Annotated in this window: 22 protein-coding genes and 1 tRNA gene; 11 read left to right on the top strand and 12 right to left on the bottom strand. The window is 40.1% G+C overall.

Annotated elements, in window-relative coordinates; all coding sequences use genetic code 11:
• Positions 1 to 366: 366 nt before the first annotated feature.
• The gene (locus tag WJR50_RS05765; protein WP_341292285.1) at positions 367 to 810 is read left to right on the top strand and encodes a TM2 domain-containing protein; all 444 of its coding nucleotides are present in this window, start codon (positions 367 to 369) and stop codon (positions 808 to 810) included.
• A gap of 309 nt (positions 811 to 1,119) precedes the next feature.
• Positions 1,120 to 1,431, top strand: coding sequence for a hypothetical protein (locus tag WJR50_RS05760; RefSeq protein ID WP_341292284.1), 312 nt, complete (start codon positions 1,120 to 1,122; stop codon positions 1,429 to 1,431).
• A gap of 61 nt (positions 1,432 to 1,492) precedes the next feature.
• Here WJR50_RS05760 and WJR50_RS05755 read toward each other — a convergent pair whose 3' ends face one another.
• Complete coding sequence (locus WJR50_RS05755; RefSeq protein WP_341292283.1) at positions 1,493 to 2,827, bottom strand: Gfo/Idh/MocA family oxidoreductase; 1,335 nt, start codon at positions 2,825 to 2,827, stop codon at positions 1,493 to 1,495.
• 218 nt (positions 2,828 to 3,045) lie between these two features.
• Between WJR50_RS05755 and WJR50_RS05750 the strand changes: the two genes are divergently transcribed.
• On the top strand, positions 3,046 to 3,642 hold the full coding sequence (locus WJR50_RS05750) for a DUF445 domain-containing protein (protein WP_341292282.1): 597 nt from the start codon (positions 3,046 to 3,048) through the stop codon (positions 3,640 to 3,642).
• A 1-nt stretch (position 3,643) separates the two neighbouring features.
• On the opposite strand, the gene WJR50_RS05745 is transcribed toward WJR50_RS05750, so the two are convergent.
• The gene (locus tag WJR50_RS05745) at positions 3,644 to 6,940 is read right to left on the bottom strand and encodes a UvrD-helicase domain-containing protein (RefSeq protein ID WP_341292281.1); all 3,297 of its coding nucleotides are present in this window, start codon (positions 6,938 to 6,940) and stop codon (positions 3,644 to 3,646) included.
• A 131-nt stretch (positions 6,941 to 7,071) separates the two neighbouring features.
• Between WJR50_RS05745 and WJR50_RS05740 the strand changes: the two genes are divergently transcribed.
• The 4 genes from WJR50_RS05740 (at position 7,072) to WJR50_RS05725 (ending at position 10,136) form a co-directional block, all read left to right on the top strand.
• Positions 7,072 to 8,202, top strand: coding sequence for a glycoside hydrolase family 5 protein (locus tag WJR50_RS05740; RefSeq protein ID WP_341292280.1), 1,131 nt, complete (start codon positions 7,072 to 7,074; stop codon positions 8,200 to 8,202).
• 73 nt (positions 8,203 to 8,275) lie between these two features.
• Positions 8,276 to 9,589 (top strand): cation:proton antiporter domain-containing protein, encoded by a 1,314-nt coding sequence (locus tag WJR50_RS05735; RefSeq protein WP_341292279.1) that lies wholly within the window; start codon positions 8,276 to 8,278, stop codon positions 9,587 to 9,589.
• A gap of 112 nt (positions 9,590 to 9,701) precedes the next feature.
• Entirely contained in the window at positions 9,702 to 9,971 is a 270-nt protein-coding gene (locus WJR50_RS05730; protein ID WP_341292278.1) for a hypothetical protein, read from the top strand.
• Positions 9,972 to 10,062: 91 nt separating this feature from the next.
• Positions 10,063 to 10,136 (top strand) — tRNA-Arg (locus WJR50_RS05725).
• Positions 10,137 to 10,214: 78 nt separating this feature from the next.
• Here WJR50_RS05725 and WJR50_RS05720 read toward each other — a convergent pair.
• Positions 10,215 to 10,478 carry a hypothetical protein gene (locus WJR50_RS05720; protein WP_341292277.1) on the bottom strand — a complete coding sequence of 88 codons (264 nt, stop codon included), beginning with the start codon at positions 10,476 to 10,478 and terminating at the stop codon, positions 10,215 to 10,217.
• A gap of 133 nt (positions 10,479 to 10,611) precedes the next feature.
• Here WJR50_RS05720 and WJR50_RS05715 point away from each other — a divergent pair, with 133 nt between their 5' ends.
• Both WJR50_RS05715 and WJR50_RS05710 read left to right on the top strand, forming a co-directional pair.
• Positions 10,612 to 13,035, top strand: coding sequence for an ABC transporter permease (locus WJR50_RS05715; protein WP_341292276.1), 2,424 nt, complete (start codon positions 10,612 to 10,614; stop codon positions 13,033 to 13,035).
• A gap of 330 nt (positions 13,036 to 13,365) precedes the next feature.
• Complete coding sequence (locus WJR50_RS05710) at positions 13,366 to 15,849, top strand: TonB-dependent receptor (RefSeq protein ID WP_341292275.1); 2,484 nt, start codon at positions 13,366 to 13,368, stop codon at positions 15,847 to 15,849.
• Positions 15,850 to 15,920: 71 nt separating this feature from the next.
• Here the strand turns inward: WJR50_RS05710 and WJR50_RS05705 are convergent, their stop codons facing one another.
• The 6 genes from WJR50_RS05705 to WJR50_RS05680 form a co-directional block, all read right to left on the bottom strand.
• Positions 15,921 to 16,319 (bottom strand): hypothetical protein, encoded by a 399-nt coding sequence (locus WJR50_RS05705; protein ID WP_341292274.1) that lies wholly within the window; start codon positions 16,317 to 16,319, stop codon positions 15,921 to 15,923.
• Positions 16,320 to 16,623: 304 nt separating this feature from the next.
• On the bottom strand, positions 16,624 to 17,442 hold the full coding sequence (locus WJR50_RS05700) for an SDR family oxidoreductase (RefSeq protein ID WP_341292273.1): 819 nt from the start codon (positions 17,440 to 17,442) through the stop codon (positions 16,624 to 16,626).
• Positions 17,439 to 18,170 carry a CPBP family intramembrane glutamic endopeptidase gene (locus WJR50_RS05695; RefSeq protein ID WP_341292272.1) on the bottom strand — a complete coding sequence of 244 codons (732 nt, stop codon included), beginning with the start codon at positions 18,168 to 18,170 and terminating at the stop codon, positions 17,439 to 17,441. The genes WJR50_RS05700 and WJR50_RS05695 overlap by 4 nt, the downstream gene beginning before the upstream one ends.
• Before the next feature lie 65 nt (positions 18,171 to 18,235).
• Entirely contained in the window at positions 18,236 to 18,544 is a 309-nt protein-coding gene (locus WJR50_RS05690; protein ID WP_341292271.1) for a hypothetical protein, read from the bottom strand.
• 103 nt (positions 18,545 to 18,647) lie between these two features.
• Positions 18,648 to 19,307 (bottom strand): tRNA (guanosine(46)-N7)-methyltransferase TrmB, encoded by a 660-nt coding sequence (trmB, locus tag WJR50_RS05685; protein ID WP_341292270.1) that lies wholly within the window; start codon positions 19,305 to 19,307, stop codon positions 18,648 to 18,650.
• Positions 19,304 to 20,599, bottom strand: a complete 1,296-nt coding sequence (locus WJR50_RS05680; protein WP_341292269.1) for a bifunctional folylpolyglutamate synthase/dihydrofolate synthase — start codon at positions 20,597 to 20,599, stop codon at positions 19,304 to 19,306. The genes trmB and WJR50_RS05680 overlap by 4 nt, the downstream gene beginning before the upstream one ends.
• Before the next feature lie 306 nt (positions 20,600 to 20,905).
• On the opposite strand from WJR50_RS05680, the gene lptB reads away from it, so the two are divergent.
• Both lptB and WJR50_RS05670 read left to right on the top strand, forming a co-directional pair.
• A complete protein-coding gene (gene lptB / locus WJR50_RS05675) occupies positions 20,906 to 21,640 on the top strand; it encodes an LPS export ABC transporter ATP-binding protein (protein WP_341292268.1) in 735 nt (244 codons plus the stop codon).
• A gap of 53 nt (positions 21,641 to 21,693) precedes the next feature.
• On the top strand, positions 21,694 to 23,223 hold the full coding sequence (locus WJR50_RS05670; protein ID WP_510167116.1) for a GH3 auxin-responsive promoter family protein: 1,530 nt from the start codon (positions 21,694 to 21,696) through the stop codon (positions 23,221 to 23,223).
• On the opposite strand, the gene WJR50_RS05665 is transcribed toward WJR50_RS05670, so the two are convergent.
• The 3 genes from WJR50_RS05665 to WJR50_RS05655 are packed head-to-tail and all read right to left on the bottom strand — an operon-like array spanning position 23,220 to position 24,693.
• Positions 23,220 to 23,657 carry a hypothetical protein gene (locus WJR50_RS05665; RefSeq protein WP_341292266.1) on the bottom strand — a complete coding sequence of 146 codons (438 nt, stop codon included), beginning with the start codon at positions 23,655 to 23,657 and terminating at the stop codon, positions 23,220 to 23,222. The two genes, WJR50_RS05670 and WJR50_RS05665, sit on opposite strands and share 4 nt — an antisense overlap.
• Positions 23,623 to 24,273 carry an SMC-Scp complex subunit ScpB gene (gene scpB, locus WJR50_RS05660; RefSeq protein WP_341292265.1) on the bottom strand — a complete coding sequence of 217 codons (651 nt, stop codon included), beginning with the start codon at positions 24,271 to 24,273 and terminating at the stop codon, positions 23,623 to 23,625. Before scpB ends, WJR50_RS05665 begins: the two co-directional genes overlap by 35 nt.
• Positions 24,274 to 24,309: 36 nt before the next feature.
• On the bottom strand, positions 24,310 to 24,693 hold the full coding sequence (locus tag WJR50_RS05655) for a TraR/DksA family transcriptional regulator (protein WP_341292264.1): 384 nt from the start codon (positions 24,691 to 24,693) through the stop codon (positions 24,310 to 24,312).
• Positions 24,694 to 24,965 lie beyond the last annotated feature (272 nt).

Raw genomic sequence — 24,965 nt, 5'->3', positions numbered from 1 at the left:
TCAGCGCTATTACCCTTATGAATAAGATTCATTACTTATTTCATTAAAAAAGAATTTATTACTTCCTTTTCTGAAACATTTCTCACTTTTCACACAGTTTTTGATCAATTATTATTACCAAAGAAGGCTTTGGTTTTAATAGCTGTACGATATTGTATGAATAAAAGCCAAATAAAACTAAGTACTTCGTAATGAAAAAGTTAGCAAAGCTATGTGGCATAGTACTGAGCATATTATATTATGCTGATGCAATACAGACTGATACTTTTAATCCATAAGAGATTTAGCCCGACACTTTGCAAAACGTATATTCAAAATTAATATTACATCAGATTTATATAACTAATTACTGATAAGATTAAGAAAATGAAGAACAAACAGTTAGCTACGCTACTCGCTTTTACGCTTGGTGCTTTTGGTGTTCATCGCTTTTACCTCAAACAAAATAAATATGGCTGGTGGTATCTGGCCTTTTTCTGGACGCTAATCCCAATGCTGATAGGTATTATAGATGGCTTTGTATTTCTTTTTATGAGTTATGCAGTCTTCAACCGTAAGTACAGTCTGAGGCATGTATTTAAGAAAAAGTATCAGGATGATGATGACATCCTTGATTTTAACATGAATGAAAACCTGGAAGAAGCACTGCTCAGCAAGCTCATGGAGATGAACGATAGAGACAAAGTGAAAGTATTTCTGAAAAATGCAAAAGAAAAAGGGGAGTACCTACCCAGGAAAGTTTACAATGAGGCTTTAAGAAAAATTTCCGGGGAACCTAACATTTATGAGAAGACACTTGACATACAATAAAAAAATGCGTAGCTAGAATTTATCTTCAGCAAAACTTTAAGAATAGACGCTGCCATGCTTAATAGGGCATTTTTAATGATACTTTCAATATAATTGCTGTATTTAATTCTAGTATTTTTTTATTTGTGAATATTTATTTTGGTTAGCGTTATATTTTTCTTGGCAAAAGGAAATAAATTCACAGCTATTACATAATTAACAAACTTTTGCCATATTGACAATTAGCCTTACATTGTATTGAGGATTTTAGTATTTGTGTGTGTAAGCCATTATATAATTATAGATTGAGGCAAAATTAAATATGAAAATATGCCGACACTTAGCGTATCCATAGAAAGGGGCACAGAAAAAAAATTTGAAATATTACTGAATGAGTATGGATATGAATTCAGTAAACATTACAATCATCATAGCCCCGATGATGAAGATGAAGTTTTTTTCGTACTAACTTCCGAAGATGAATTTGATCTGGTTGAGTTGGGTATCCTTAATGAATATGCCCGACAATCTCAAAAGCTGGAAGATATTGAAATGGAGAATTACCGTAGGATAGCTTCTGACAAAAAATCCGGCCCAGTAAAAGACAAGTCTCTCATCAAGTCACATAAGCACGCCAACTGAACATAAAAAAACTGTCTCAGGTATACCCAAGACAGTTGTGGTCAATATTGAGATTTTTCTTTTACACAGATGGTTCCCAACCGGGAGCATACTCTCTAGCCCACATTTTCATGGCTTCTTCGCTATCTTTAACATGGCCATTCTTAGGATCTATCGTTAAAGTTTCTCCTAACTCTTGAGCCATATTACCAAGATGACACAGCAAAACGCTTTTGTGCCCTTCATCTATAGGAGCATTTTGCTCTGCACCAGTACGTATAGCATCCTGGAAATTTACGATATGCAGAGCAGTAAGCTGGTCACCACCTACCGTATCCATGGTCGCATTTTTGGTTTCAGGCGTTACTTCTCTTATCTTTTTGTTATCCAGGTCATAAAGTACATAACCATTCCGGTCAATGATCATGGTCCCTTCAGTACCATAGATGGCTGAACCACGGCCCCTACCTTCTACCGGACGTCCATTACAGCTTCTGCCTTCCCATGTGATAGTTTTTTCTCCTTCAAAGTCATAGTTGGCGACCTGAGTGTCATAAAACTGCCAATCATCATCGTAATGGTAACGACCACCATGAGAACTTACTCTTACCGGATAATCCACACCCAGTGCCCAGCGACAAATATCAATTTCGTGCGTACCATTGTTACAGATTTCTCCGGTACCCCAGTGCTTAAACCAGTGCCAATTATAATGGATCAGGTTATCCTGATAGGGCTTACGGGGAGCAGGGCCTTGCCAAAGCTCATAATTCAACCATGAGGGCACCTCTACTTTCTTTCCGTTACCAATCGGACCACGGGTATTGGCATACCAGGCTTTAGCAAAATATGGCGTGCCAATCACTCCTTTGTTTATTTCGTTGATGGCCTCAATTGACTCTCGGGCCGAGCGCTGCTGGTTACCCATCTGTACTACTTTACCATACTTCTGCTGAGCTTCTACCAACATTTCTCCTTCTTTGGGATTGTGGCCGCAAGGTTTTTCTACATAAACATGCTTACCAGCCTGTAACGCCATGATGGCAGCAGGGGTATGCCAGTGGTCAGGAGCGGCAATGACCAATGCATCTACATCTTTATCATCCAATGCTTCACGGAAGTCAACAATACCTTTAGGCTTTTTCTTTTGCTTACCGGGCTTCATAGCGATCTCAATGCCTTTGGCTACTGCTCTCTCATCCACGTCACAGATGTAAGCAATTTCATATCCATCCAAACGGGCAAATTCACCGGTAAGAGCACTACCTCTTCCATTGAGGCCCATGATGGCCACCACTATTTTTTCGTTAGGTGCGTTTTTACCAAAGGCAGGAAAAAAACCACCAGCTACACTTAGCCCTACGCCTGCAGCACCAGCAGATTTTACAAAATCTCTACGGTTAAGTTTGTTTGACATTTTTCAATGATTATTGTTAGTAGTAAATATTAAATTAAAAAATAAGATGCTTATCATACGATTTTATAAAAAATACGGCTAATAAAGCCTCTTATTACAATTCTGCCAAAATTTACGAAAATATGATGAGACTTGCATGAGAGACTTTCACACTTGGAGAAAAATATGGCTTGGGTGTATACAATCTTTCCTATAGCTTTGCGGAAAAAACGAGACATATGATTATTTGGACGCTACCTATTATAGCTGCCCTTACCGGATATATTACCAATTACATTGCTATCAAAATGCTGTTTCATCCCCGTAAGAAAGTGAAAGTTCTTTTTCTGGAAATTCAGGGGATCTTTCCGAAAAGACAAAATAAACTGGCTGAGAAATTAGGTAAAATTGTAGCTGATGAACTTTTCTCTATTGAAGATGTGAAACAGAGTTTGCAAAAGCCTGGAAATACCGAAGAAGTTGAGGCAATTGTAGACGCAAGACTGAATGACTTTCTGGAAAATCGGCTGCCTGAAGTTATGCCCATGCTGGCTATGTTTATGAATGAGGAGCTCAAGCAGAAAATAAAAAGTACCCTGCTCGCTGAAGTTGAGCTTATGCTTCCTGAATTGATTGACCGCTTTATTAATAAAATTGAGCAGGATGTGGATGTGGAAAAAACAGTCTATGAAAAGGTGGTTAGCTTTTCTACCGACAAGCTGGAAAGCATTCTTTATTCCATTATGAGCAAAGAGTTTAAATTTATTGAGCTACTTGGTGGTGTTTTGGGCTTTATGATCGGACTGATACAGATAGCTATCTTGCAGCTTCAGTAGATTAAATACTAAGCTCTTGCAAGTTTTCAGTATCAAACAAATAAGCTTCCACTTGGTATCCCATTTGTTTAAGCGTTTGCGAAGCTGACTTCAGCACGGATAGACTATCTTTATCTGCTTTATCCTCATGGAATTGGATAATAACCGCTTCTTTTCCACGAAGCAGGAGCCGGTCTACTTGTAATAACCTTCCGTTGGTACCAGCCAGAGATGCCTTAAGCTGTAATGTATCAAAAGTAGCACCATACCAATCTTTTAGAGGAGGCTTATTCAAGGCTTCCTGAAGTTTGGTATTAATCCTTATTTTTTCTTCTTCGCTCATCCCCCTTTCAAAATGTACTTTTTCCAAAACCTGATTTAAATCAGAAGCTTTGTACAAATTGATCAATACATCTTTGATAATGATCGCATGGTTGATCTTCATTTCCCCTTCCGGAGTGATTGAAAAAAATCCTTTTGCAAACGGCCTGACCGTTAGGCGGTCTCTCCAACGTTCTGAGGGATAAGTGTCCATCTTCAGGGCTGGCGCTTCTTTAGTCAATGGATGGGTTGTTTGCTGTTGCAATTGTCCCAGTGTGAATAGCCTTGACTCCTGTTCCCAGGCTGTTTTCATTGCCTCTTCATCAGTGAGAGAATTGCAGGCCTCATAGAGCGCATTAGCTACTGAATTGACTGTGACTCCACTCTTGCTTACGGAAGGAGCAGAAAAAGTGTAAAGCGCTTCCTCTGCACGGGTAAAGGCAACGTAAAGCAGATTAAGGTTATCAATATAAGCCCTGATCATTTCCTGGTAATAATCCAGACTGAAGTAGGTATTTGATAGCTTACTTCCATAGCGCATGGGCATCAGCCCAAACTTATCAAAGGGCTGAGCACTGGTCTGCGTCCAGATGATATTATCCTGCCCACTGCGATGATCAAGCTCCCAATCACAAAAAGGAATCACTACTACCTTAAATTGTAAGCCTTTGGATTTATGAATGGTGAGAATGCGCATAGCATCTACATCTTCAGATACTCTTACCGAGGTCTCTTTTCCTTTATCATCCCACCATTTAAGAAAAGTAAACAGATCACCACTTTCCTGACCACTGTACTCTAATACTGCATCCTGAAAAGCCTGAATGTATGCCAACTCATCCTTGGCCTGGTTTAATTCAAAGATGCTGACCAGATTTTCAACCAGTTCATAAAGGGGAAGTTTGTTTAAGTAATTGTGGAGCGCAGCAAATGCATCGGGCAACCATCTCAAATACCCATCTGCTTCTACCTGCTCAGGAACAGATGCGGAAGACATAAAAATTTCATGGAGCAGGTCAGAATTAGTTTCTTTTTGCTGCAACTTACGGTACTTGTACACGGCACTGGCTTTGGCTATTACATCGTCCTGATTATCCAATACGCGTAACAAATCAATAAGCAGGCTTACGCTGAGAGATGCATCCAGGAATAATGATTCTGAAGAAATTACCTCATAACTATATCCTGCTTTGGCTTTGCCCTCTCCTTTGTAAGCCATCAAAGTATCTACTACTTCTTTGCCGGCTTTTTTGTCCCTGACCAGAAAAGCAATATCGCGCAGCGCAAATCCCTGATCCTGTAGTGACTCTACCAGTTGAGTCAGCCTTTGCTTCACCTGTTCTTTCCAGTGCAGGCTTTCCTCTCCATCCTCTGCCTCTGTTTTTTTGTCCAGCATTTCCATACGTACATAGCCCTGCAAGCTATCGGAATGAAGTTTGGGCCCGGGGAGTTTCTGCTGTACATCTGCATAAGCATGCGTGATAATCTCAGCCCTTGATTCCAGAAAAGCGCGCTCCTCATCTCCTAAATCCTGCAACTTTACCGAGATGGCTTCGCGTATCATGTTGGGTAGGGTAGCAAACAACCAGTTGTTGAAATCCACAATATTTTTACTGCTCCGGAAATTCATATCCAGCTTAAAGGAAGCTGTATTCCAGGGAGCAATGTCTTGCTGAATTTTTTCCAGCAGAAGTTGCCAGTCCCCGCCTCGCCAGCGGTAAATGGATTGCTTGACATCTCCTACCACCAGATTTTTATATCCCGAATCCAGGCTGTTTTCAATCAGCGGACGAAAATTACTCCATTGCATACCCGATGTATCCTGAAACTCATCTATCAGAAAATGCTGAAAGCTGCTGCCAATTTTTTCATAAATAAAAGACGTCTCATCCTTCCCTATAATTTCTCTCAGAAATACAGAGGCATCTGAGATCAGCATCAGATCATTATCTCTTTTATACTCATCTAGTTTTTGGGACAGATCTCTTAAAATCCCGTATGCGTAGATAAATTTTAAGAGTTGCAGGGCCGACTGGTAATTAACAGATTCCCTATCGTAAAGTGAAACTGCCTTCAGCAAAATTTCCTGCAGGCCCAGGGCAAGCACTTCCTGAATTTCCGCTTTTTTCTTGGAGGATTTCGTTGACCATTTTTCTTCATCTTCGGCAGCATCTCTGGCTCTCTTTTTGGGATCAAAGTCTGTTTTTTCCGCCAGCCGTACAAAGTAACCTCCTACCCCGCTTTTGCCATATGCAAAGTCGGTATTATTCAACCCATGCTTTTCCATCATATGCAAACCTTCTTTGCCAAAGCTTTGCATGCTATTTTCAAAAGTCTTGACGATTGCTTTTAGTTGGGAAAGCACATTCTGATAATGCGAATGCTCCTGATCATGCTTGTCATCCTGCTGAAGTTTATATTCTTCCTTGAATAATTCCCCGGCAAGCTGTTTTAAGTCACGCCGAAAGTCCCAGACTTTGCCAGACTCTACTTTTTCTTCAGAGAAGCGGACCAGCCACTCTCTTAGCAACTGATGTTTAGGCTCTCCAATTTCACTCAGCACCTGGTCTATGACCTCATCCAGCACCTTTTCCTGGTCAAGTTCTATGGCAAAACCTGCCTGCAAGCCCAGTTCACGGGCAAATGCCCGTATGACTTTCTGGAAGAAGGAGTCAATGGTCATTACTGAAAAGTAAGAGTAGGCATGCAGAATGTTGGAAAGCACCAGGCGGGAGCGTTCCTGCAGCGCATTGCCTTCTAATCCGGTAGCAGGTTCCAGAATAGCACTGAGCACTGCATTATTGCCATGGCTCAGCTCATACAAAAACTGTATGATCCGCCCTTTCATCTCGCGGGTAGCCTTATTGGTGAAGGTAACCGCCAGTATATTCCTGAAAGCCGCAGGGCTTTGAAGCGCCAGCTTCAGATACTCCAACGCAAGTGTAAAGGTCTTTCCCGAACCCGCTGACGAACGATAAATGATAAAGGGTTTATCCATACAAATTCAATCTCTCAGGGCAAATAAATAGAAATCAATCGCCCTTTACAAACACTCTTTTTAATGTTTTATCATGCATTTGCTTCTGGAAAAGGGTTTCTTTATTATGCTAATAAATAAGCAAAGAAGCTATGCAGAACCTATTAAGTCATTTATCAACTATTTTTTTATTTACACTTGTTTTTGCCTGCTCTCCCACCCAGGAAAACCTTGATAAGACCGCACAACCTGAGAACAAATATGAAGACTTTCAGATCAATAGCGGCACCAATATTTCGCACTGGTTATCGCAAAGCCAGAGAAGAGGAGAAGCCAGAAAAAATTTCTTTCAAAAGGAAGATGTAGCCTACCTGGCGAGCCTGGGATTTGATCACCTCCGGTTCCCGGTAGATGAAGAACAAATGTTTGATGAAGCAGGCAATAAGGAAGAGGAAGCTTTTCAGTTACTCCACAATGCTTTGGGCTGGTGCAGAGAAAACGGTCTCAGGGCTATAGTAGATCTTCATATCCTCCGTTCACATCATTTTAACGAAGAAGAAAAGCCGCTTTGGACTGCCCCAACTGCGCAGGAGAAATTTATTGCGTTATGGCGCTCATTTTCTGAAGAGTTGAGCCAGTATCCCGTAGGAATGGTAGCCTATGAATTGATGAACGAGCCGGTGGCAGATGATCCTGAAGACTGGAATCAACTGGTAGCCAAAGCCTACACGGCTATAAGAGAATCAGAGCCTCAAAGAACCATTGTCATCGGCTCTAATCGCTGGCAATCCGCTAATACTTTTGATCAGCTGAAAGTACCGGATAATGACGAAAATATTCTTCTCAGTTTTCATTTTTATGAGCCGTTTCTACTTACCCACTATCAGGCTAGCTGGACTAACCTGGCTGATTACAAAGGTCCTGTTCATTACCCAGGTCCTTTGTTGACCAATGAAGAGTTTGAGGCGCTTTCTCCACGCCAGCAGGATATAGTGGGCCGACGTATGCATGCTTACACGCAGGATACACTGGAACAAATGATGCAAAAGCCGCTACGAGTAGCGCAGGAAACCGGCCTTCCCCTTTACTGTGGCGAATGGGGTGTCATCACGAAAGCTCCTGAAGAAGCACGCTTGCAATGGTATCGTGATATGATTGAAGTCTTTAAAAAGAACGGAATTGCCTATGCCAATTGGGATTATAAGAGCGGAAGCTTTGGGCTGGTAGGAGATGACGGTTCAGTAAACACAGCGCTAGTTCAGATAATTTCTCCAGAAAAGTAGCTTTCCAAGTTTCTTCAAAAACCAATGAGTGTAGTATTCGTTTCACTAGAAATTAGTTTACGAAAATTTGAATATGACTGAATTTAACGCCTATATAGCGGTGATTGCTACCTCAGTAATCATTATACTATCCTATTTATTCAATGTAGTTTCTAAGAAAACAAATATTCCCAGTGTATTACTCCTCATCATACTGGGCGTAGGTTTGAAGTGGCTTTCTGCGGAATTTGGAATTTTCACCGGAGACTGGCTGATGAATATTCTGGAAATTCTGGGAATAGTGGGCCTAACCATGATCGTACTGGAAGCTGCCCTGGATTTGGAACTTAGCAAAGACAAATGGCCGCTGATCTGGAAATCATTTTCCATAGCTCTGCTGGCCTTGGGAATCGGTACTATTGCCTCAGCCTATGTGATCCAATACTTTTATATTGATGATTTCTTAAAAGCCTGCGTGTATGCCGTACCGCTCTCTATCATGAGCAGTGCCATTGTGATTCCCAGTGTGGGTGGCCTTGATGAACATAAAAAAGAATTTATGGTCTACGAGGCTACTTTTTCTGATATACTCGGTATAATGCTGTTCTACTTCATCATCGGAAATGTAGATACTACGGATACCCACCTCATTGTGTGGGATGTAGTAAGTAATATTTTAATTACCATAACACTTTCAGTAATTATCAGCTATGGTCTTGTCTTGATTTTTCAAAAGCTGGATACCCAGGTCAAGCTTTTCCTCCTGATCTCAGTACTATTATTACTGTACTCCATTGGTAAGCTCTTTCATCTTTCATCACTGATCATCATTCTGATTTTTGGGCTGGTGCTGAACAACCATAAGCTTTTCTTTTTTGGACCATTTAAGAAAATGCTTAGCAATCCTTCCGTCAACAGCATTTTGCACAATTTCCGACTGGTAACTATGGAGTCTGCTTTTGTGGTGCGCACTTTCTTTTTTGTCATTTTCGGTATGACCATCACATTGGCAACATTGTTCAATGTAAGAGTGGCTATTGTCAGCCTCATTCTGCTGGGTATCATGTACGGCCTACGATTTATACTGCTCAAAATCTTTATCCGCAAAAACATCATAACTGAGCTTTTTATTGCTCCCAGAGGTTTAATTACCATTTTACTTTTCTTTAGCATACCGGATAATTTACAGGCGCCAGAATTTAATTCAGGAGTCTTACTTTTCGTTATCCTCATCACCAGTATTGCCATGACACTCTCATTGGTGCTAAGTGGAAATAAGATTGAACCTTACGAAGATTTTGCGAGTAGCTACTGGCAAGAGGTTGATAAAGAGATTGACAGAATTGAGACGAATGATAAGAATCACAGTGACAAGAAAGAAGAGAATAAAAAACGAGAGATTATATAAAACGCTGATTTTCAACTATTTAATTTCAAACAATTCTCTGTTTTGCTTGTTAAACAGTTAATATTGTTCTTAGACGATATTCAATTTTTTAAACAAAAATATTTTTTAAGTTATGGATATTAAACAGAAAGAAAGACAGAAGAAGCTGGAAGCTTTATGGAGAGAACACGAAGCAAACATCATTACTGACGACGATGGTGAGTATGTTCGTTTAAAAGGAGTCAATTTGTCGGATCATGGATTGGATATGCAGGATACCCGTACTCCTGGTAACCAGAGCCTGTCTCCTACTTCAGATACGCAACACGACAATTATTTTCTGAGAGGTAGTGGTAATGATATCAGGCTTTTCAGAAACAGAGATTATAAAAGAAACGTATAAAAATACAGAAGGGGCTTCGGCCCCTTTTCTAATTTTTTTCAAAAAGAGTTTTCAATTACCGGAGAGATAACTACATTTGCAACTCCAAAACGCAACCGTAGCTCAATTGGATAGAGCGTCTGACTACGGATCAGAAGGTTGAGGGTTCGACTCCTTCCGGTTGCACACTTCTAAAAAAAGCCACTCTTAAGCTTAGTCTTTTGAGTGGCTTTTTATATTCGTTTAAAAGATATTATTTAACTTTCATTTCTGCCTGCTTAACAATTCTTTATTTACTTCCTTCAGAATTTCTTTGAGTTTGAATATTCCTTCAGGCACAGAATAAGCATTTTTTTGATCAAGAAAAACTGACATAACATGATACTTTTTGAGCTCCTGTATAATTTTCCAAGGATCGTCTGACTTTGCCAATTTAGATGATAACTGTGTGTGTAGCTCTTCAAGGTCAATATTGGAAAGATTCTTAATTGATTCCTTCTCTTCAAATGTTAAAATTTCATTTGTCATATTACCTTAAATTTTAATGAGTCTTTAATATAAAAAAATATTCATTAATTGTAACCTTCATGAATTTCCGGAGTGTCTGTAATGATTTGCGGGGTCAGTCGTTTTCTAAATACTACCTAACCATTCCACAGACATGCTGAAAAACTATTTCAAAATCGCCCTTAGAAATCTGCTGAAAAACAAGGTTTTTTCTTTCATTAACATCCTCGGGCTGGCTATTGGTATTGCGGCCTGCCTGCTCATCCTTCAGTATGTGCAATGGGAACTGAGTTATGATGATTTTCACGCCAACAAAGAAAACCTTTACCGTGTCAAGCAGAGCCGCTACAATAAAGGCATACTGACCACCGAATGGGCGGCGGGCTGTGGGGCAGCAGGCTATGAGCTCAAAGAAGGTTTTGAAGAAGTAGAAGAATATGCCACCCTCAGACCCACTCAGGGTGTGGTTATTTACAAAGAAGCTCAGGGAGGCCCCGTCCGTTTCAAAGAAGAAAAAATGTTCTTTGCCACCGCTTCTTTTCTACCCATGTTTTCTTTTGACCTGCTGCAGGGAGATGAAGCCACTGCTTTGGAGGCACCGTATACTGCTGTTATTTCTCAGGCTACTGTTCAGCGCTATTTTGGTGATGAAGACCCTATTGGCAAAAGAATTAGTGTAAATGATGAGAATGAATACGAAATCACGGGTGTCTTCAAAAATGTGCCTGAAAATTCTCACCTCAAATTTGACTTCCTCTTCTCCTACTCCACTTTTGTAGGCTGGGTGGGCGAAGAAGTCATTACCGCCTGGCAGTGGGATGGTTTTTATACTTACCTCAAACTCAAAGATGGCACTGATTCCCAAGCATTGGAAGAAAAGATTCCAGCATTGATAGAAACCAAGGCAGGTGAAGAATTGGCTGAATATGATTCTGACATGGATTTCTACCTGCAACCCCTTACTGATATTCATCTCACTTCCAACTATATGATGGAAGCCGAAGTGAATGGAGACCAGGATGCAGTCTACGCGCTGATGATCATCGCTATTTTTATCATTCTGATCGCCTGGGTTAATTATATCAATTTGTCTACCGCCAAATCAGTAGACCGGGCCAAAGAAGTTGGTATTCGCAAGGTAATGGGCTCGCAGCGCACTCAACTGATCCGACAGTTTATGGCGGAGTCCATACTGCTTAATATTTTAGCAGTCATCATCGCGATTGTCTTGGTACTGGTTTCTTACCGCTATTTCAGCAGTCTGATCGGGCAGGAACTGACGCTCTCGCTGTTTCTTACAGCCTCCTTCTGGTGGTTTCTACTGGGTATTTTTGTGATTGGCGCTTTCTTCTCGGGCATTTACCCGGCTTTTGTGCTTTCTGCCTTCAGACCGGTGCAGGTCCTGAAAGGGAAAATGAGTACTTCTAAAAGTGGAGTCGTACTGAGAAAAACGCTGGTGGTATTACAATTTGCCGCATCAGTATTTCTGATTGCTGGCACCCTCATTGTTTACCGGCAGATCATGTACATGCAGGAGCAGGAATTAGGTGTAGCGATTGATCAAACTCTGGTTATTGAAGCGCCCAGCGTGGTAGATGATTCCGTGTATGCCGACCGGGTAGAGGGATTCAAATCCGCACTGACAAGAAACACTGCTATCAAAGCAGCCACGGCTTCTACCGCTGTACCTGGTAACAAACCGGGCTGGAATGCCGGCGGTATCAAACTCATTGCTCAGGATGATAGTGAAAGCAATCAGTACAGAGTCATCGATATTGATTATGATTTTCTGGATGCTTTTCAACTGGAAATGGTAGCGGGCAGAAACTTCTCACGTGATTTTGGCACCGATGAAGGTGCAGTACTTTTTAACGAGTCAGCCGTTAAGCTTATCGGCTTTGTTGAAGCCGAAGCAGCGCTGAATGAAGAAATTTTCTTCTGGGGCGATACTTTTAAAATCGTGGGCGTGGTAAAAGATTATCATCAGGAATCTCTCAAGGCCAACTTTGATCCGCTCATCTTCCGACTGATGCCTGCCAGCAGAAGCTTTTTCTCGCTGAAAGTAGAAACAGCAAATCTACCCGAAACCATTGCTACTGCCCAGGAAGTTTGGGACAGCTACTTTCCCGGAAATCCTTTCAGCTACTTCTTTCTGGATGATCATTTCAACAAACAATATCAGTCAGATCTCCGCTTCGGTCAGACCTTCGGCTTCTTTGCCTTACTGGCCATTTTTGTAGCCTGCCTGGGTCTTTTTGGTTTATCCTCTTTTATGGCGGTGCAGAAAACCAAAGAGATTGGCATCCGCAAAGTACTGGGTTCTTCCGTCTCAGGCATTGTAGCTTTGCTTTCCAAAGACTTTGTCCGACTGGTAATCATTGCCAGTGTAGTGAGTCTGCCCATCGTTTACTTTGTCATGCAATCCTGGCTTTCAGATTATGCGTTCCGGATTGATATTGCCTGGTGGCTATTGCTCACCCCGGTAATTCTGGTTTTGCTGATCGCTCTGTTTACCATCAGCTTCCAAACTGTCAGAGCCGCTCTGGCTGATCCTGCCAAATCCCTACGATATGAATGATTAATCGGTAATGAAGTATGAATAATGAGTAATGATTAACTCCTCATTTGCAAGGCTGTGCGGTGTACGCTAACGTACGCTCTTTGTGCACTTCCGAACACTTTGTGTAAATTTTTCTGTTGTTGACGGTTCTGTTTTTTTTCTTTTAAAAACATTTGAGCAATAAAATCGGCCTGAAAGCAACCTTCAGCACGCTTTTTTCATCTCTATTTTAGAAAGACCTCTTTTCCTAGCCTATCAATTCATACAATCGGCACTATTGTTGGCCCAGTACTAGGTAATACTATGTACCAAACTTATCCTGTGATTTTTTAGGATAAGCTGACTTTTATGAAAACACCATTAACCCAAATGATTTACACTGTCATGCTAACCCAAACTTTTACCTTGATTAGCCGATCAGCAAGTTTACTGATTATACTCATTTTTTTGGCTTTTACAGCTAGCGCTCAACACCAACTTTCTGGTAAAGTGAAAGATGAAAATAACCAGGCCGTACCTTTTGCCAACATTTTGTTGCTCAACCCTCAGGATTCTTCTCTGATGAAAGGGACCATCTCAGATACCACCGGACATTTTGTAATTGAAAGAATTGCTGAAGGTGATTACATCGTCTCATCTCAAATGGTGGGCTACAAAAGCTACTTTTCACCCATTGTTCATATCAATAGTAGCAAAGTACTAGCTGACATACAGATGGGTGAAGCCACCACAGAACTTAGCGAAGTGATAGTATCTGCCTCTAAACCCATGATGGAAATGACGCCCAACGCACTGGTAGTGAATGTGGACGCCAGTCCTATTCTTCAAACCGGAACAGCTAGAGAAGTTTTGGAAAAATCTCCGGGAGTTACGGTGGACCAGGACGGAAACATCAGTGTAAAAGGTAAATCCAATGTGCTGGTATACCTGGATGGAAAACCTACCTATCTCTCCGACACTGACCTTTCACAACTTCTGGAAAGTACTTCAGCAGAAAATATTGAGAAAATAGAGATCATGGATAATCCTCCGGCAAAATATGATGCTGAAGGAAATGCAGGTATCATCAATATTGTCAGAAAAAAATCTTCTGATTTGGGGTTGAACGGAAATGTGAGCCTGGGCATGGGTTATGGTAAATACCCCAAACTAAACCCCAGCCTCAACCTTAATTACCGTTCTGAAAAAGTTAACCTGTTCGGAAACTACAGTCACTACTACAGCAAGCGTTTTCAGAACAATGACATCTTCCGCAACATTCCTTTTATCACTGAGAACGGTGACACTGCCATCACTACTTTTGACCAGTCATCGCATATGATCAACTGGGTCAGCAGCAATAATTTCCGCACGGGTGCAGACTGGTACGTTGGCCCGAAAAGCACCATTGGGGTGTTGGTCAGCGGTAACTTTGGAGAATGGAACGGGGATGCTAAAAATACTACCACCCTGGGAGGCGTATACGACAATCCTTACGATGGTTTGAATGCAGAGAACCGCTCTGGTAACGCCTGGAACAACATTACTTATAACCTGAACTTTAAGCAGGATTTAGCCAACGGAGGTGAACTGAGCTTTGACGCAGATTATTCTATCTGGGGCCGTGACAATTATCAAAAGAATGATAACTACTACTTCAGCAATGAAGGATCAACTTCAGAGCCTCCCCTATTGGTCCGCACCAATATGACCACCAATATTGATATCCTTGCCATCAAAGCAGATTACAGAACGACTATTTTCGGAGGTTGGGGAATGGAAAGCGGCCTCAAAACCAGCAAGGTATCCACCGACAATAATCTGGATTTTAAAACCATTAAAGAAGGTGAATTGCAGAGAGACACGCTCAGAAGCAATCGTTTTCAGTATGATGAGGAAATCCATGCAGGCTATCTTAATGTGAGCAAGAAGTTTAATGAGGCGTGGCAGTTACAGGCTGGTTTGAGAGGGGAGTATACATCTTCAAATGGCTACTCAGTAACTTTGGACAGTGCCGCTGAACGTCAGTATTTCAACCTTTTCCCCAGTGCCAGTATTTCTTACAAAATGTCGGAGACACACAGCTTTGCGCTTTCTTACAGCCGCAGAATTGACCGCCCTAACTACGGCAATCTGAATCCGTTTGAGTTCTTCCTGGATCGGTTTACTTTTGAAAGAGGTAATCCTTTCTTAAATCCTCAGTATACCAATGCTTTTGCCCTGAACTATGGCTTTAAGAATGCAGTATTTCTGACCCTCAATTACAATGAAACCAATGATGCAATCACCCAGGTTTTGGAGCAGGATGAGGCCAGTCAGACTACTTATCAGACTACAGTAAACCTTGACAAACAAAAGAACTACAGTGCTAATATCGCTGCGCCGCTACCTGTCACTCAGTGGTGGGTGCTTAACCTGAACCTTACTGGTTTTTACAATATTATAGAATCTCCTTTCTCAGAAGGAGGACAAATAAATAAAAGCCTCCTCAGCTATATGGCAAGAGTACAAAACACTTTTACTCTTCCCGGAGACGTAAAATTTGAAGTAATGGGTATGTACCAGTCTCCTCAGCTTTGGGGTATCTTTGATATACAGGAACAATATCAGGTGGACGCGGGTATCTCTAAATCACTGGGCAAGCTGAAAATTCAGGCTAGTCTGGATGATGTTTTTAACATCCGAAACAACCGCGTGAATGTAATGCAGGGAAATATAGATACGGTAGTCAAAAATAAGTGGGAGTCCAGAGTATTTATGCTGAACCTCTCCTATCGCTTTGGCAACGATAAAGTAAAACAGGCCAGAAGACGAGGAACAGCATCAGATGATTTAAGACAAAGAGCTAATTAGTCAAACCAAACAATACAATAGGCCACACAGATGAAGATTTGTGTGGCCTTTTTCATGATAAAGGAAATACTTCAACTAATTTTATTCCATGCCAGACTTAGTTTTTCCCTGGTTACCGGTTTATCTAAAGTATATTCTAAACTGAAAGAAAGTGAAGGGTCTTCAAATTTGTTATAAGATACCATAATCAAGTAAAGGCTTTCTTTTTCAGGAGAGGGCAAATTTGGGAGTAAATTGGAAGGCAAAAGCTCATTATAGTGCTCTAGTTTAGCATCTAGCAAAATCACACATTCTTTAAGCTGCTCATCGTCTAGCTTCTCTATGGTAGATAATAAAACTTGTTTGGCTGAAGGCACATTATGCATTATCAACAATTCATGCGTCAAATCAAGCCCAGTGATAAGATAACGATTAACAAAGTTAGCAATGCTATCATCATCTATTAAAAGTATTTTATCTACTTTCTTCATCGTAAACAAAAACTCTGCATAACTATTAAAACATAAAAATTACATATAATTGTTGAAAAAATTAAATTTTATCCCACAAACTTAATGATGGTGATTGCTTTCTAAATTCCTGTATTCCCCACTTGTAAATCAATAGTTTCCCCTAGTATGAGTGAAAATTGGGCAAGAAATAAAGTTGGTCCAAAGATACCAAAGAAGTACTCACTTTGGGTGTACTTAGGTAATTTATAATAAAAATATTAAATCAATCAAAGGGAATTACTTTATAAAAAAAATTAGTTCCTCTACTAAATCATTTCCAATATTACTTATTCATTTTATTTATCCTATCTTTTGCACGGATGAGGACACGATCTACAATGCGAGGGATGAGTAGATTGGCCAAGTAATTCACTTTTCCTAAAAGTGTAAGTATAGATTTAAACTTCCTTTTTCTGATATTTTTGACAATAGATTTGGCTACATCCTCTGGCTTTTGAGCCTTTCTATTATCACGAGACTCTAATAAAACCAGCTTTCCATCCTTACCAATCACCTTCTTGCCTTCATCATTTTGCGTTATGCCTACGTACACAATGCCTACATGAATTTTATACTCGGCGAGTTCTACTTTAAGTGATTCAGCTATGGAGGTAAGGGCCATTTTTGAGGCACAATACATGATTGTTTCTGGCAAGCCTCTGATTCCTGCGACGCTGGAGATAAAGACCACACTTCCCTTACTTTCTTTGAGATAAGGCACAGCAAAGCGAGTTGGAAATACACAGCCTAAAAAATTAATATTCATCATGTCCTGGAAAACTATGGGATCCAGTTCTTCAAAATAACCCCTGGAAGACATTCCTGCATTATTGATGAGAATGTCCAGACGCCCAAAATGCTGAACTGTCTCTTCAATTAGTCTCCTGCAATCATCCACTACACTCATATCTGCCTGCACTGCCAGTACATCAAAACCTTCGGATTTCAGTGAAATTGCTGTTTGCTCCAGCCGCTCAGGATTTCTACCATTCAACACTACTTTTGCTCCTTTTGCGGCTAATAAACGGGCAGTAGCTTTGCCAATCCCCATACTGGAGCCGGTGATGATGGCCACCTTACCTTTGAATTCTTGCTTTTTCATGAACGGAATTTTACCTGCATTTCAGGATTATAGTATAAGGCGAGATAATCATTACTCAGTGAAAGAATGATATGGATCATTACAGCTACCCAAATGGTGCCTGTGGTCAAAGTAATATAGCAGATGAGCAAACCAAAAGGCAGAGCACCTATCGTTTCTGCCGGTCCTTTGGGCAAATGTACTGCTGAATACAAGGCTACATTGATAACGATGGCTGGCCAAACGCCTAAGCTATATACACAGGCGGTCAACAATATCCCCCTGAAAAGTAATTCATAAGCAAACAGGTAAGAGATTGTAGCCAAGGCATTAATTACAATGAGTTTGCTGTCCCATACTTTTGCCCTGATCATAGGGTACATACTCAGGTTTTGCGGTCTTTTGGCTGCACTGATATTCAATGGAAAGATGATACAGGACAGACCACAAATCCATAACATGGAAGTACCGGTATTTTGAAAACCAAGACCCAGTTCGGTAAGTGAAAAAGGTAAGGTGAATAAGCAGATGATCAGAGGAATGAAGCCTAAAAAAAATACTCCTGTATATTTTTGAAACTGCACCCAAAGCACTGTGGCCTTATCTTGGGGATATTGGTGTTCAAATGAAGCTTTGCGTTTGGGAGACTCGGCAATAAACCAATAAGCGATAAACCCGATGATGGTGAGGCTTATGCTCATGACTGCCGGAATATCTTGCTCAGCAAGTGTAAAAGAAATTTTATCCATAACGGCTACCTAAGTAAGCCGCAAAGATAAGAAGACGGGAGAAAATTGGAAGGATTAATCTTAGCCTAAGTTAAAGACTTACTGTGGCATTCATTTTCCAGATTAATCATATCCAAAAGAATATCAATGATATGGCCTGGAGCGCGAGAAACAGCTCCGCGATATTTCATCTGAAGTACATTCCCATTATTTGCATTATACACTATTCTGCCTATCTGCGTATTGCGGGGATGTTGATAAAATTTTATTTCTAAAACATTATTATCCAAGCCATTACTATAAATACAACGTTTTCTCCACTCCAGACTTTTATTGTTGGTAGAAATAAGGTTTAGTAAATCTCTGACTGCTTCTTTTTCAACTGGCATTCTCATTTTGTTATTATTTTTAATAAAAATAACTTCAATAAAATGGAAAATAGTGAAAATTATTCAAAGATACATATGATTATTTAGCAAAAATTAATCGCTACTATTTTTACTCCTTAGCAAAATTGAACCGAAGATATTTGATTTCTTCTCCTTCACTCATAAACTTCGCTTCATATTTAGTAACGATATCCGGCAACTCTTCCTTGAATTTTGAACTATGATAATCAAAGGTAGACTCCAGATTGATGACATCATTTCTTGCTTTCAGAAGTTCTAAAGTAAAGTCAAACAAAGCGGCATTGTCAGTTTTAAAATGAACAATTCCCTCAGGTTTGAGCAGTTTTTTGTAGATATCCATGAATCGTTCACTCGTAAGCCTACGCTTGATATCTCTTTTCTTAGGGCGGGGATCAGGAAAGGTAATCCAGATTTCGTTCAGCTCATTTTCTTCTACATACTTCTCAATTTCCAGGATGCGAATTCTGAGAAAAGCCACATTGTCTAGTCCTTCTTCAATGGCTGCACTGCTTCCCTTCCATATTCTTGCCCCTTTCACATCTACTCCCACATAATTTGTATCCGGAAACCGCCGGGCAAGCCCTACGGTATATTCTCCCCTACCACATCCCAATTCAAAAACGATTGGATGATCATTTTCAAAAAACTGTTGCCACTTACCTTTGATAGTATCACATATAGGCTTACCGGGCTGGATAATATTTTTACGTTCTTCGTTATCTTTAAATCTGCTTAGTTTACTTCTCATGTTAAATCTTCAATTTCTGCAACAACAAAAGTGCTTCCCCCTACAAAAATACAATCATTTTCATTTGCCAATTCCTTTGCTCTCCGATACGCAGCATTTACCTGTTTAAAGCTTTCTCCCTCAAAGCCTGCTTGTCTGGCTTTTTGGGCCAATACATCTGCTGGCATAGCACGAGGAAGGTCAGCCTGACAAAAGAAATAGTGTGCATTTTTAGGCAGTCTGGATAATAGAGTCTCTGGGTCTTTGTCTTCGTTCATGCCGATCACCACATACAACTGATCATATTGAATATGCTTAAGCTGAATCCCGATTTCATCAAATGCTCCCTGGTTATGTCCAGTATCACAAATGATGAGAGGTTTCTTGTGGATGACCTGCCAGCGTCCTTTTAGTCCTGTCAGTTGACTCACTTTACCCAAAGCGGAGCGTATATGTTCATGTTCTATTCTATATCCGAGTTCTGCCAGTAGGTCTACCGACTTAAGAATACCAGGAAGGTTTTTGAGTTGATAGTGTGCTCCTAATGAAATAGACAGATCTTGGAAAATTAACTTTCCTTCTTTTTCCACATTTACGGTATATTTACCATCAATAATTTCAGCAATATCTACCTGATAGGTGTCCTGAGCATAATAAAGAGGAGATTCTTTGCCTCTGGCAATTTCTTCAAAAACTTCTTGCGTAGCGCTTTGCCTTTCACCAATCATTACAGGTATGCCTGCTTTGATAATCCCTGCTTTTTCAAAAGCAATCTTTTCCAGTGTATCTCCTAAAAAAGCGGTATGATCTAACCCAATATGGGTGATCAGGCTCAAGACAGGTTGTATGACATTAGTAGAATCAAATCTACCGCCCATCCCTACTTCTATCACTGCAATGTCTACTTTTTCACGACTGAAATAGTCAAATGCCATCGCGACAGTTGTCTCAAAAAAAGATGGCTTGAGCTTATCCACAAAATCCCGGTGCTGAACTACAAAATCAATCACAGACTGCTGCTCAATAGGCTGACCATTGATTCTAATCCTCTCAGTAAAGTCTTTGAGGTGGGGAGAGGTATACAAGCCGGTTTTGTACCCAGCTTCCTGTAATACAGCCGCTATGCTGTGAGCGCTACTTCCTTTTCCATTGGTACCGGCAATGTGTACTGAGGGAAAATTTTTCTGAGGCTCATTTAGATATTTGCATAAGGCAATAGTATTGCTCAGATCTTTTTTAAAAGCAGGATTACCGATGCGCTGAAACATAGGTAATGCGTCATACAAATATTTTGTAGCTTCTTGATAGTCCATAAAATCAACTTTGCTGCAAACATACATTCTATTTGCCAAAATCAACATTACTGAACTCAATTGAATCTTTATCTTTTATACTTCACAACGTTTTGAGACAAAAAATTTATCTTACCAGAATGGCCTAAAATGAAGCTGATAAAAATTTCATGATATTTTTACCAATAAAAGAATTATCGTACCTAGCTTTATTGTTTGCAAAAGCAACAGTGTAGAAGACTATTAAAGCATATTTGCAGGTTTTTTGCTATTAGTATTGTATCATGCAAGCTAGGATTGCGCTTTATTACACAACAACTCAAACAGATGAAAAGACTAAGAGGTGAGAACCTGGTCAAGAAGTATAAGAAAAGAACTGTAGTAGATCACATTAGTGTGGAGGTATCTCAAGGAGAAATTGTTGGACTTCTCGGCCCAAATGGTGCAGGCAAAACCACTACCTTTTACATGATTGTAGGCCTGATCAAGCCTAATGAAGGCAAAATATTTTTGGATGGCCAGGAGATCACCAGTCTGCCTATGTACAAGCGTGCCAAAAAAGGTATAGGTTATCTTGCGCAGGAAGCTTCGGTTTTTCGTAAACTCAGCGTAGAGGATAACATACTCGCCGTCTTGGAGATGACTAAAATGTCGAGGAAAGAAAGGCATCTTAAGGCAGATGCCTTGTTGGAAGAATTTAGCCTAACACATGTGAGAAAGAATATGGGCATGGTACTATCAGGAGGTGAAAGAAGACGTACAGAAATTGCCCGCGCCTTAGCCGTTGACCCTGATTTTGTGTTGCTTGATGAGCCCTTTGCTGGGGTGGATCCAATTGCAGTTGAAGAAATTCAAACCATAGTGGCCCAGCTAAAAAATAAAAACATTGGCATCCTGATTACAGACCACAATGTTAATGAAACACTATCCATTACAGACCGGGCTTACCTGATGTTTGAAGGTAAGTTGCTCAAAGCAGGGACAGCAGAGGATCTCGCCAATGACGAGCAGGTACGGAGGGTATATTTAGGTCAACATTTTGAATTGAGAAGAAAGGTATAGTCAAGCTTTGAGTAGCTTAACATTTTTTAACACAGCACAGAGATTTAATTTGCATGGAGTTTATTAATTCGGTAATGACGTGGTTGATGAGGAAAAGAATTCATCAAATTGAGCTTTTTCTCAAATATCCCCATGACGTACAGAGAGAAGTATTTGTAAACTTAATAGATACCGCTAAAAATACTGTTTATGGTAAAACCCATCACTTTAGTGATATCAATAGTTTTCAGGATTATCAGGAGCAGCTTCCTGTAGTCAATTACGAAAGTCTTTACCCCTATATTGAGCGGGTAATGCGTGGTGAAAACCAAGTCCTTTGGCCCAGCAAAATCAAATGGTTTGCCAAATCGTCCGGGACCACCAACTCTAAAAGTAAGTATATCCCTGTTTCTACTGAAGCACTTGAAGATTGTCACTATAAAGGAGGAAAAGACTTACTTTCCATTTATGTCAACAATTATCCGGAAACTAAGATGTTTTCGGGGAAAAACCTGGCAATAGGAGGAAGTCAGCAGATTAACCCCCTTGACGAAAACGGTGAATCTTTTAGTGGTGATGTATCGGCGGTGATCATGAAAAATTTACCCTTCTGGGCACAACTCTCCCGTACTCCCAAGCTGGAAATTGCGCTGATGGAGAACTGGGAAGAAAAAATTGAGATGATCGCCAACGCTACTGCCAATGAAAATATCACCAGTATTGCCGGTGTTCCGACCTGGACCATATTCCTTTTACAAAGGATTATGGAAATGAAAGGTGCTGAAAATATTTTAGAAGTCTGGCCCAACCTTGAGCTTTTTGTTCACGGAGCTGTTTCTTTCACTCCCTATCGCTCGGTTTTTAATGAGTTGATCCCCTCTCCTAAAATGCATTACCTTGAAACCTATAATGCTACTGAAGGCTTCTTCGGCATACAAGACCAGAAAAACTCAACGGAAATGCTATTGATGCTGGACTATGGTATATTTTACGAGTTTATTCCGAGTGAGGAATTTGATAGTGAGCACCCTCGTACAGTTGCACTGGGGGATGTAGAACTCAATAAAAATTACGCGGTGGTTATCTCTACCAATGCCGGCTTATGGCGATACAAGATTGGCGATACTATTAAATTTACTTCCCTAGAGCCTTATAGGTTCAAAATCAGTGGAAGAACCAAACATTTTATCAATGCCTTCGGAGAGGAGCTGATTGTTGAAAATGCTGAAAAAGCAATTGCTATCGCCTGTGAAGAGACTAATGCTCTGGTTGATGATTTTACTGCTGCTCCAAGGTATATTAGTGAGGGCCAGAAGGGATGTCACGAATGGATTATTGAGTTTTCAAAGCTTCCGGATAATGTAGAAGCATTCTCAATGGCATTGGATAATAATCTGAGAAAGCTAAATTCTGATTATGACGCCAAACGCCAGAATAATATCGCAGTAGTTGAACCCATTATCCATAAAGTAGATACTGGTACATTTTACCGTTGGATGAAAAAGAGAGGAAAACTTGGAGGACAGAATAAAGTCCCCAGACTATCTAATAACCGTGAGTATGTAGATGATATTCTTAAGATGCTCGCTGAAGAAACGGTTTAACCATTATTATTAAGTTTGTCAGAGAGTGCCGCAAAATCATCCTCTGACAAATGTTTCTGCATTGCTTCAAAAAGCTTCCTTTCTTTCGTTCTAACATATTTCTCAAGTTTCCGGCCTAGTAGATCTGCACCTTCTTCCGATTGCTCATTTGCATGTTGAAATGCCAGGCTCAGCTCTTCATTGGTCATCTTAAGTTCCTTTAAGATTGTTTCAAAATCATCAAACTGACGAAGATAGGGATATAGTGTTTGTGCGTCTTTCTTAAGGTGTTTTTCAATAAAACGCTCGTATTCTTCAGCAGCATAAGAAAGTTTTCCGGAAAACGTAGTGGGGAGACCACGATAAGGGGGAGCGTTCTTCTTCAAAAGCTGGGCCAATACCAACATTTCATGATGCTCTCTAGAGATCGGTATCAGTACCTGATGTCTTCTCATCACTATCTGTATCTTCTGTATCTGAATCTTGGCTGTCTTCTACCTCGTCGTCAAAATCAGATTCCTGCAATCCTATTTCATTTTCTTTTTTGTCAAAATCTTTAGGAGTTGGCAAATCACCAATTCTGTTGATACCAAAATATTGCATAAAGAAATCCGTAGTGCCATAGAGTAACGGTTTTCCTATAGTATCTTCTTTTCCTTTAATTTCAATCAGGGACTTCTCAAGCAGTTTTTGGATAGCATAATCACAACCCACTCCTCTGATCTGTTCTACATGAGCCTTAGTTACCGGTTGCTTATAGGCTATAATGGACAAAGTTTCCATAGCCGCTGTTGAAAGCCTTTTGTTTGACTGTTGTTTCAGTAAAATGCTGATACTGGCCTGATAAGCGGGTTTAGTAAGAAATTGATAACCACCACCAATATAGAAAACCTGGAAAGGATATAGATCATCCAGATATTGCTCAGTAATTTTTTCTATTGCTTCATTGATATCGTCCAGAGATATTTCAGCATCAAACATTTCGTTCAGACAGCTTTGAATATCTTCTATCTTTATGGGTTTAGAGGCACAAAAAATTAGCGCCTCTATATGATTCTTTAGAAACTCCAATGATGGTAGTTTAAAAGGTGATGTAAATGAATAATTTTACTGGTTTTTTAATTTCGCTTCAATTGAATGGCGTGTATGAGGTACAGCCCTAAGTCTTTCTTTTGAAATGAGTTTACCAGTATCAACGCAAATACCATATGTACCATTTTTGATACGCGCTTTAGCACCTTCCAACTGGTTGATAAATTTTTGTTGTCTGGCAGCAAGTTGGCTCAGACTTTCTTTTTCAAGTGTGTCAGCCCCATCTTCCATCAGTTTGGTGTTACCAGAAGTAGTATCTGTACCACTATCATTTTTTCTGCTTAAGCTGGCTTTGATAGTTTCTAGTTCCTCTTTAGCTTTCTCTAGCTTCTGATCTATCAATACCTCAAACTCTTTAAGTTCTTCTTCGGAGTATCTTGTTTTTTCTACCTGGCTCATAGTGGAAATGTTTAATGAATGCGCAAATTTAGATATGATATTCAAATCTCAAAATTTGAAATCAATATCATTTCAAATTATATTAAAAAAAGAACAATCTTAAAATTATAGTTCATTAATAATCTTAACAAATATTGAAAATGAAATACAAATATCTCATTTTCAATCACTTAAATCCTAGTAATTTATTTAACTGCTAAAGCACTTATTTATTATAGAATTAGAAAAAAACCGGCCAGAGCCGGTTTCACACTTTTTAATTTTAAAGATAG

This window comes from Catalinimonas locisalis, assembly GCF_038039535.1.
GTDB lineage: Bacteria > Bacteroidota > Bacteroidia > Cytophagales > Cyclobacteriaceae > Catalinimonas.
This window is presented reverse-complemented; position numbering and strand designations above follow the sequence as displayed.

Bases quoted from the DNA above. Each gene is read 5' to 3' on its own strand.
- WJR50_RS05765 (WP_341292285.1), top strand. From the start codon at position 367: ATGAAGAACAAACAGTTAGCTACGCTACTCGCTTTTACGCTTGGTGCT.
- WJR50_RS05760 (WP_341292284.1), top strand. From the start codon at position 1,120: ATGCCGACACTTAGCGTATCCATAGAAAGGGGCACAGAAAAAAAATTT.
- WJR50_RS05755 (WP_341292283.1), bottom strand. From the start codon at position 2,827: ATGTCAAACAAACTTAACCGTAGAGATTTTGTAAAATCTGCTGGTGCT.
- WJR50_RS05750 (WP_341292282.1), top strand. From the start codon at position 3,046: ATGATTATTTGGACGCTACCTATTATAGCTGCCCTTACCGGATATATT.
- WJR50_RS05745 (WP_341292281.1), bottom strand. From the start codon at position 6,940: ATGGATAAACCCTTTATCATTTATCGTTCGTCAGCGGGTTCGGGAAAG.
- WJR50_RS05740 (WP_341292280.1), top strand. From the start codon at position 7,072: ATGCAGAACCTATTAAGTCATTTATCAACTATTTTTTTATTTACACTT.
- WJR50_RS05735 (WP_341292279.1), top strand. From the start codon at position 8,276: ATGACTGAATTTAACGCCTATATAGCGGTGATTGCTACCTCAGTAATC.
- WJR50_RS05730 (WP_341292278.1), top strand. From the start codon at position 9,702: ATGGATATTAAACAGAAAGAAAGACAGAAGAAGCTGGAAGCTTTATGG.
- WJR50_RS05720 (WP_341292277.1), bottom strand. From the start codon at position 10,478: ATGACAAATGAAATTTTAACATTTGAAGAGAAGGAATCAATTAAGAAT.
- WJR50_RS05715 (WP_341292276.1), top strand. From the start codon at position 10,612: ATGCTGAAAAACTATTTCAAAATCGCCCTTAGAAATCTGCTGAAAAAC.
- WJR50_RS05710 (WP_341292275.1), top strand. From the start codon at position 13,366: ATGAAAACACCATTAACCCAAATGATTTACACTGTCATGCTAACCCAA.
- WJR50_RS05705 (WP_341292274.1), bottom strand. From the start codon at position 16,319: ATGAAGAAAGTAGATAAAATACTTTTAATAGATGATGATAGCATTGCT.
- WJR50_RS05700 (WP_341292273.1), bottom strand. From the start codon at position 17,442: ATGAAAAAGCAAGAATTCAAAGGTAAGGTGGCCATCATCACCGGCTCC.
- WJR50_RS05695 (WP_341292272.1), bottom strand. From the start codon at position 18,170: ATGGATAAAATTTCTTTTACACTTGCTGAGCAAGATATTCCGGCAGTC.
- WJR50_RS05690 (WP_341292271.1), bottom strand. From the start codon at position 18,544: ATGAGAATGCCAGTTGAAAAAGAAGCAGTCAGAGATTTACTAAACCTT.
- trmB (WP_341292270.1), bottom strand. From the start codon at position 19,307: ATGAGAAGTAAACTAAGCAGATTTAAAGATAACGAAGAACGTAAAAAT.
- WJR50_RS05680 (WP_341292269.1), bottom strand. From the start codon at position 20,599: ATGGACTATCAAGAAGCTACAAAATATTTGTATGACGCATTACCTATG.
- lptB (WP_341292268.1), top strand. From the start codon at position 20,906: ATGAAAAGACTAAGAGGTGAGAACCTGGTCAAGAAGTATAAGAAAAGA.
- WJR50_RS05670 (WP_510167116.1), top strand. From the start codon at position 21,694: ATGGAGTTTATTAATTCGGTAATGACGTGGTTGATGAGGAAAAGAATT.
- WJR50_RS05665 (WP_341292266.1), bottom strand. From the start codon at position 23,657: ATGAGAAGACATCAGGTACTGATACCGATCTCTAGAGAGCATCATGAA.
- WJR50_RS05655 (WP_341292264.1), bottom strand. From the start codon at position 24,693: ATGAGCCAGGTAGAAAAAACAAGATACTCCGAAGAAGAACTTAAAGAG.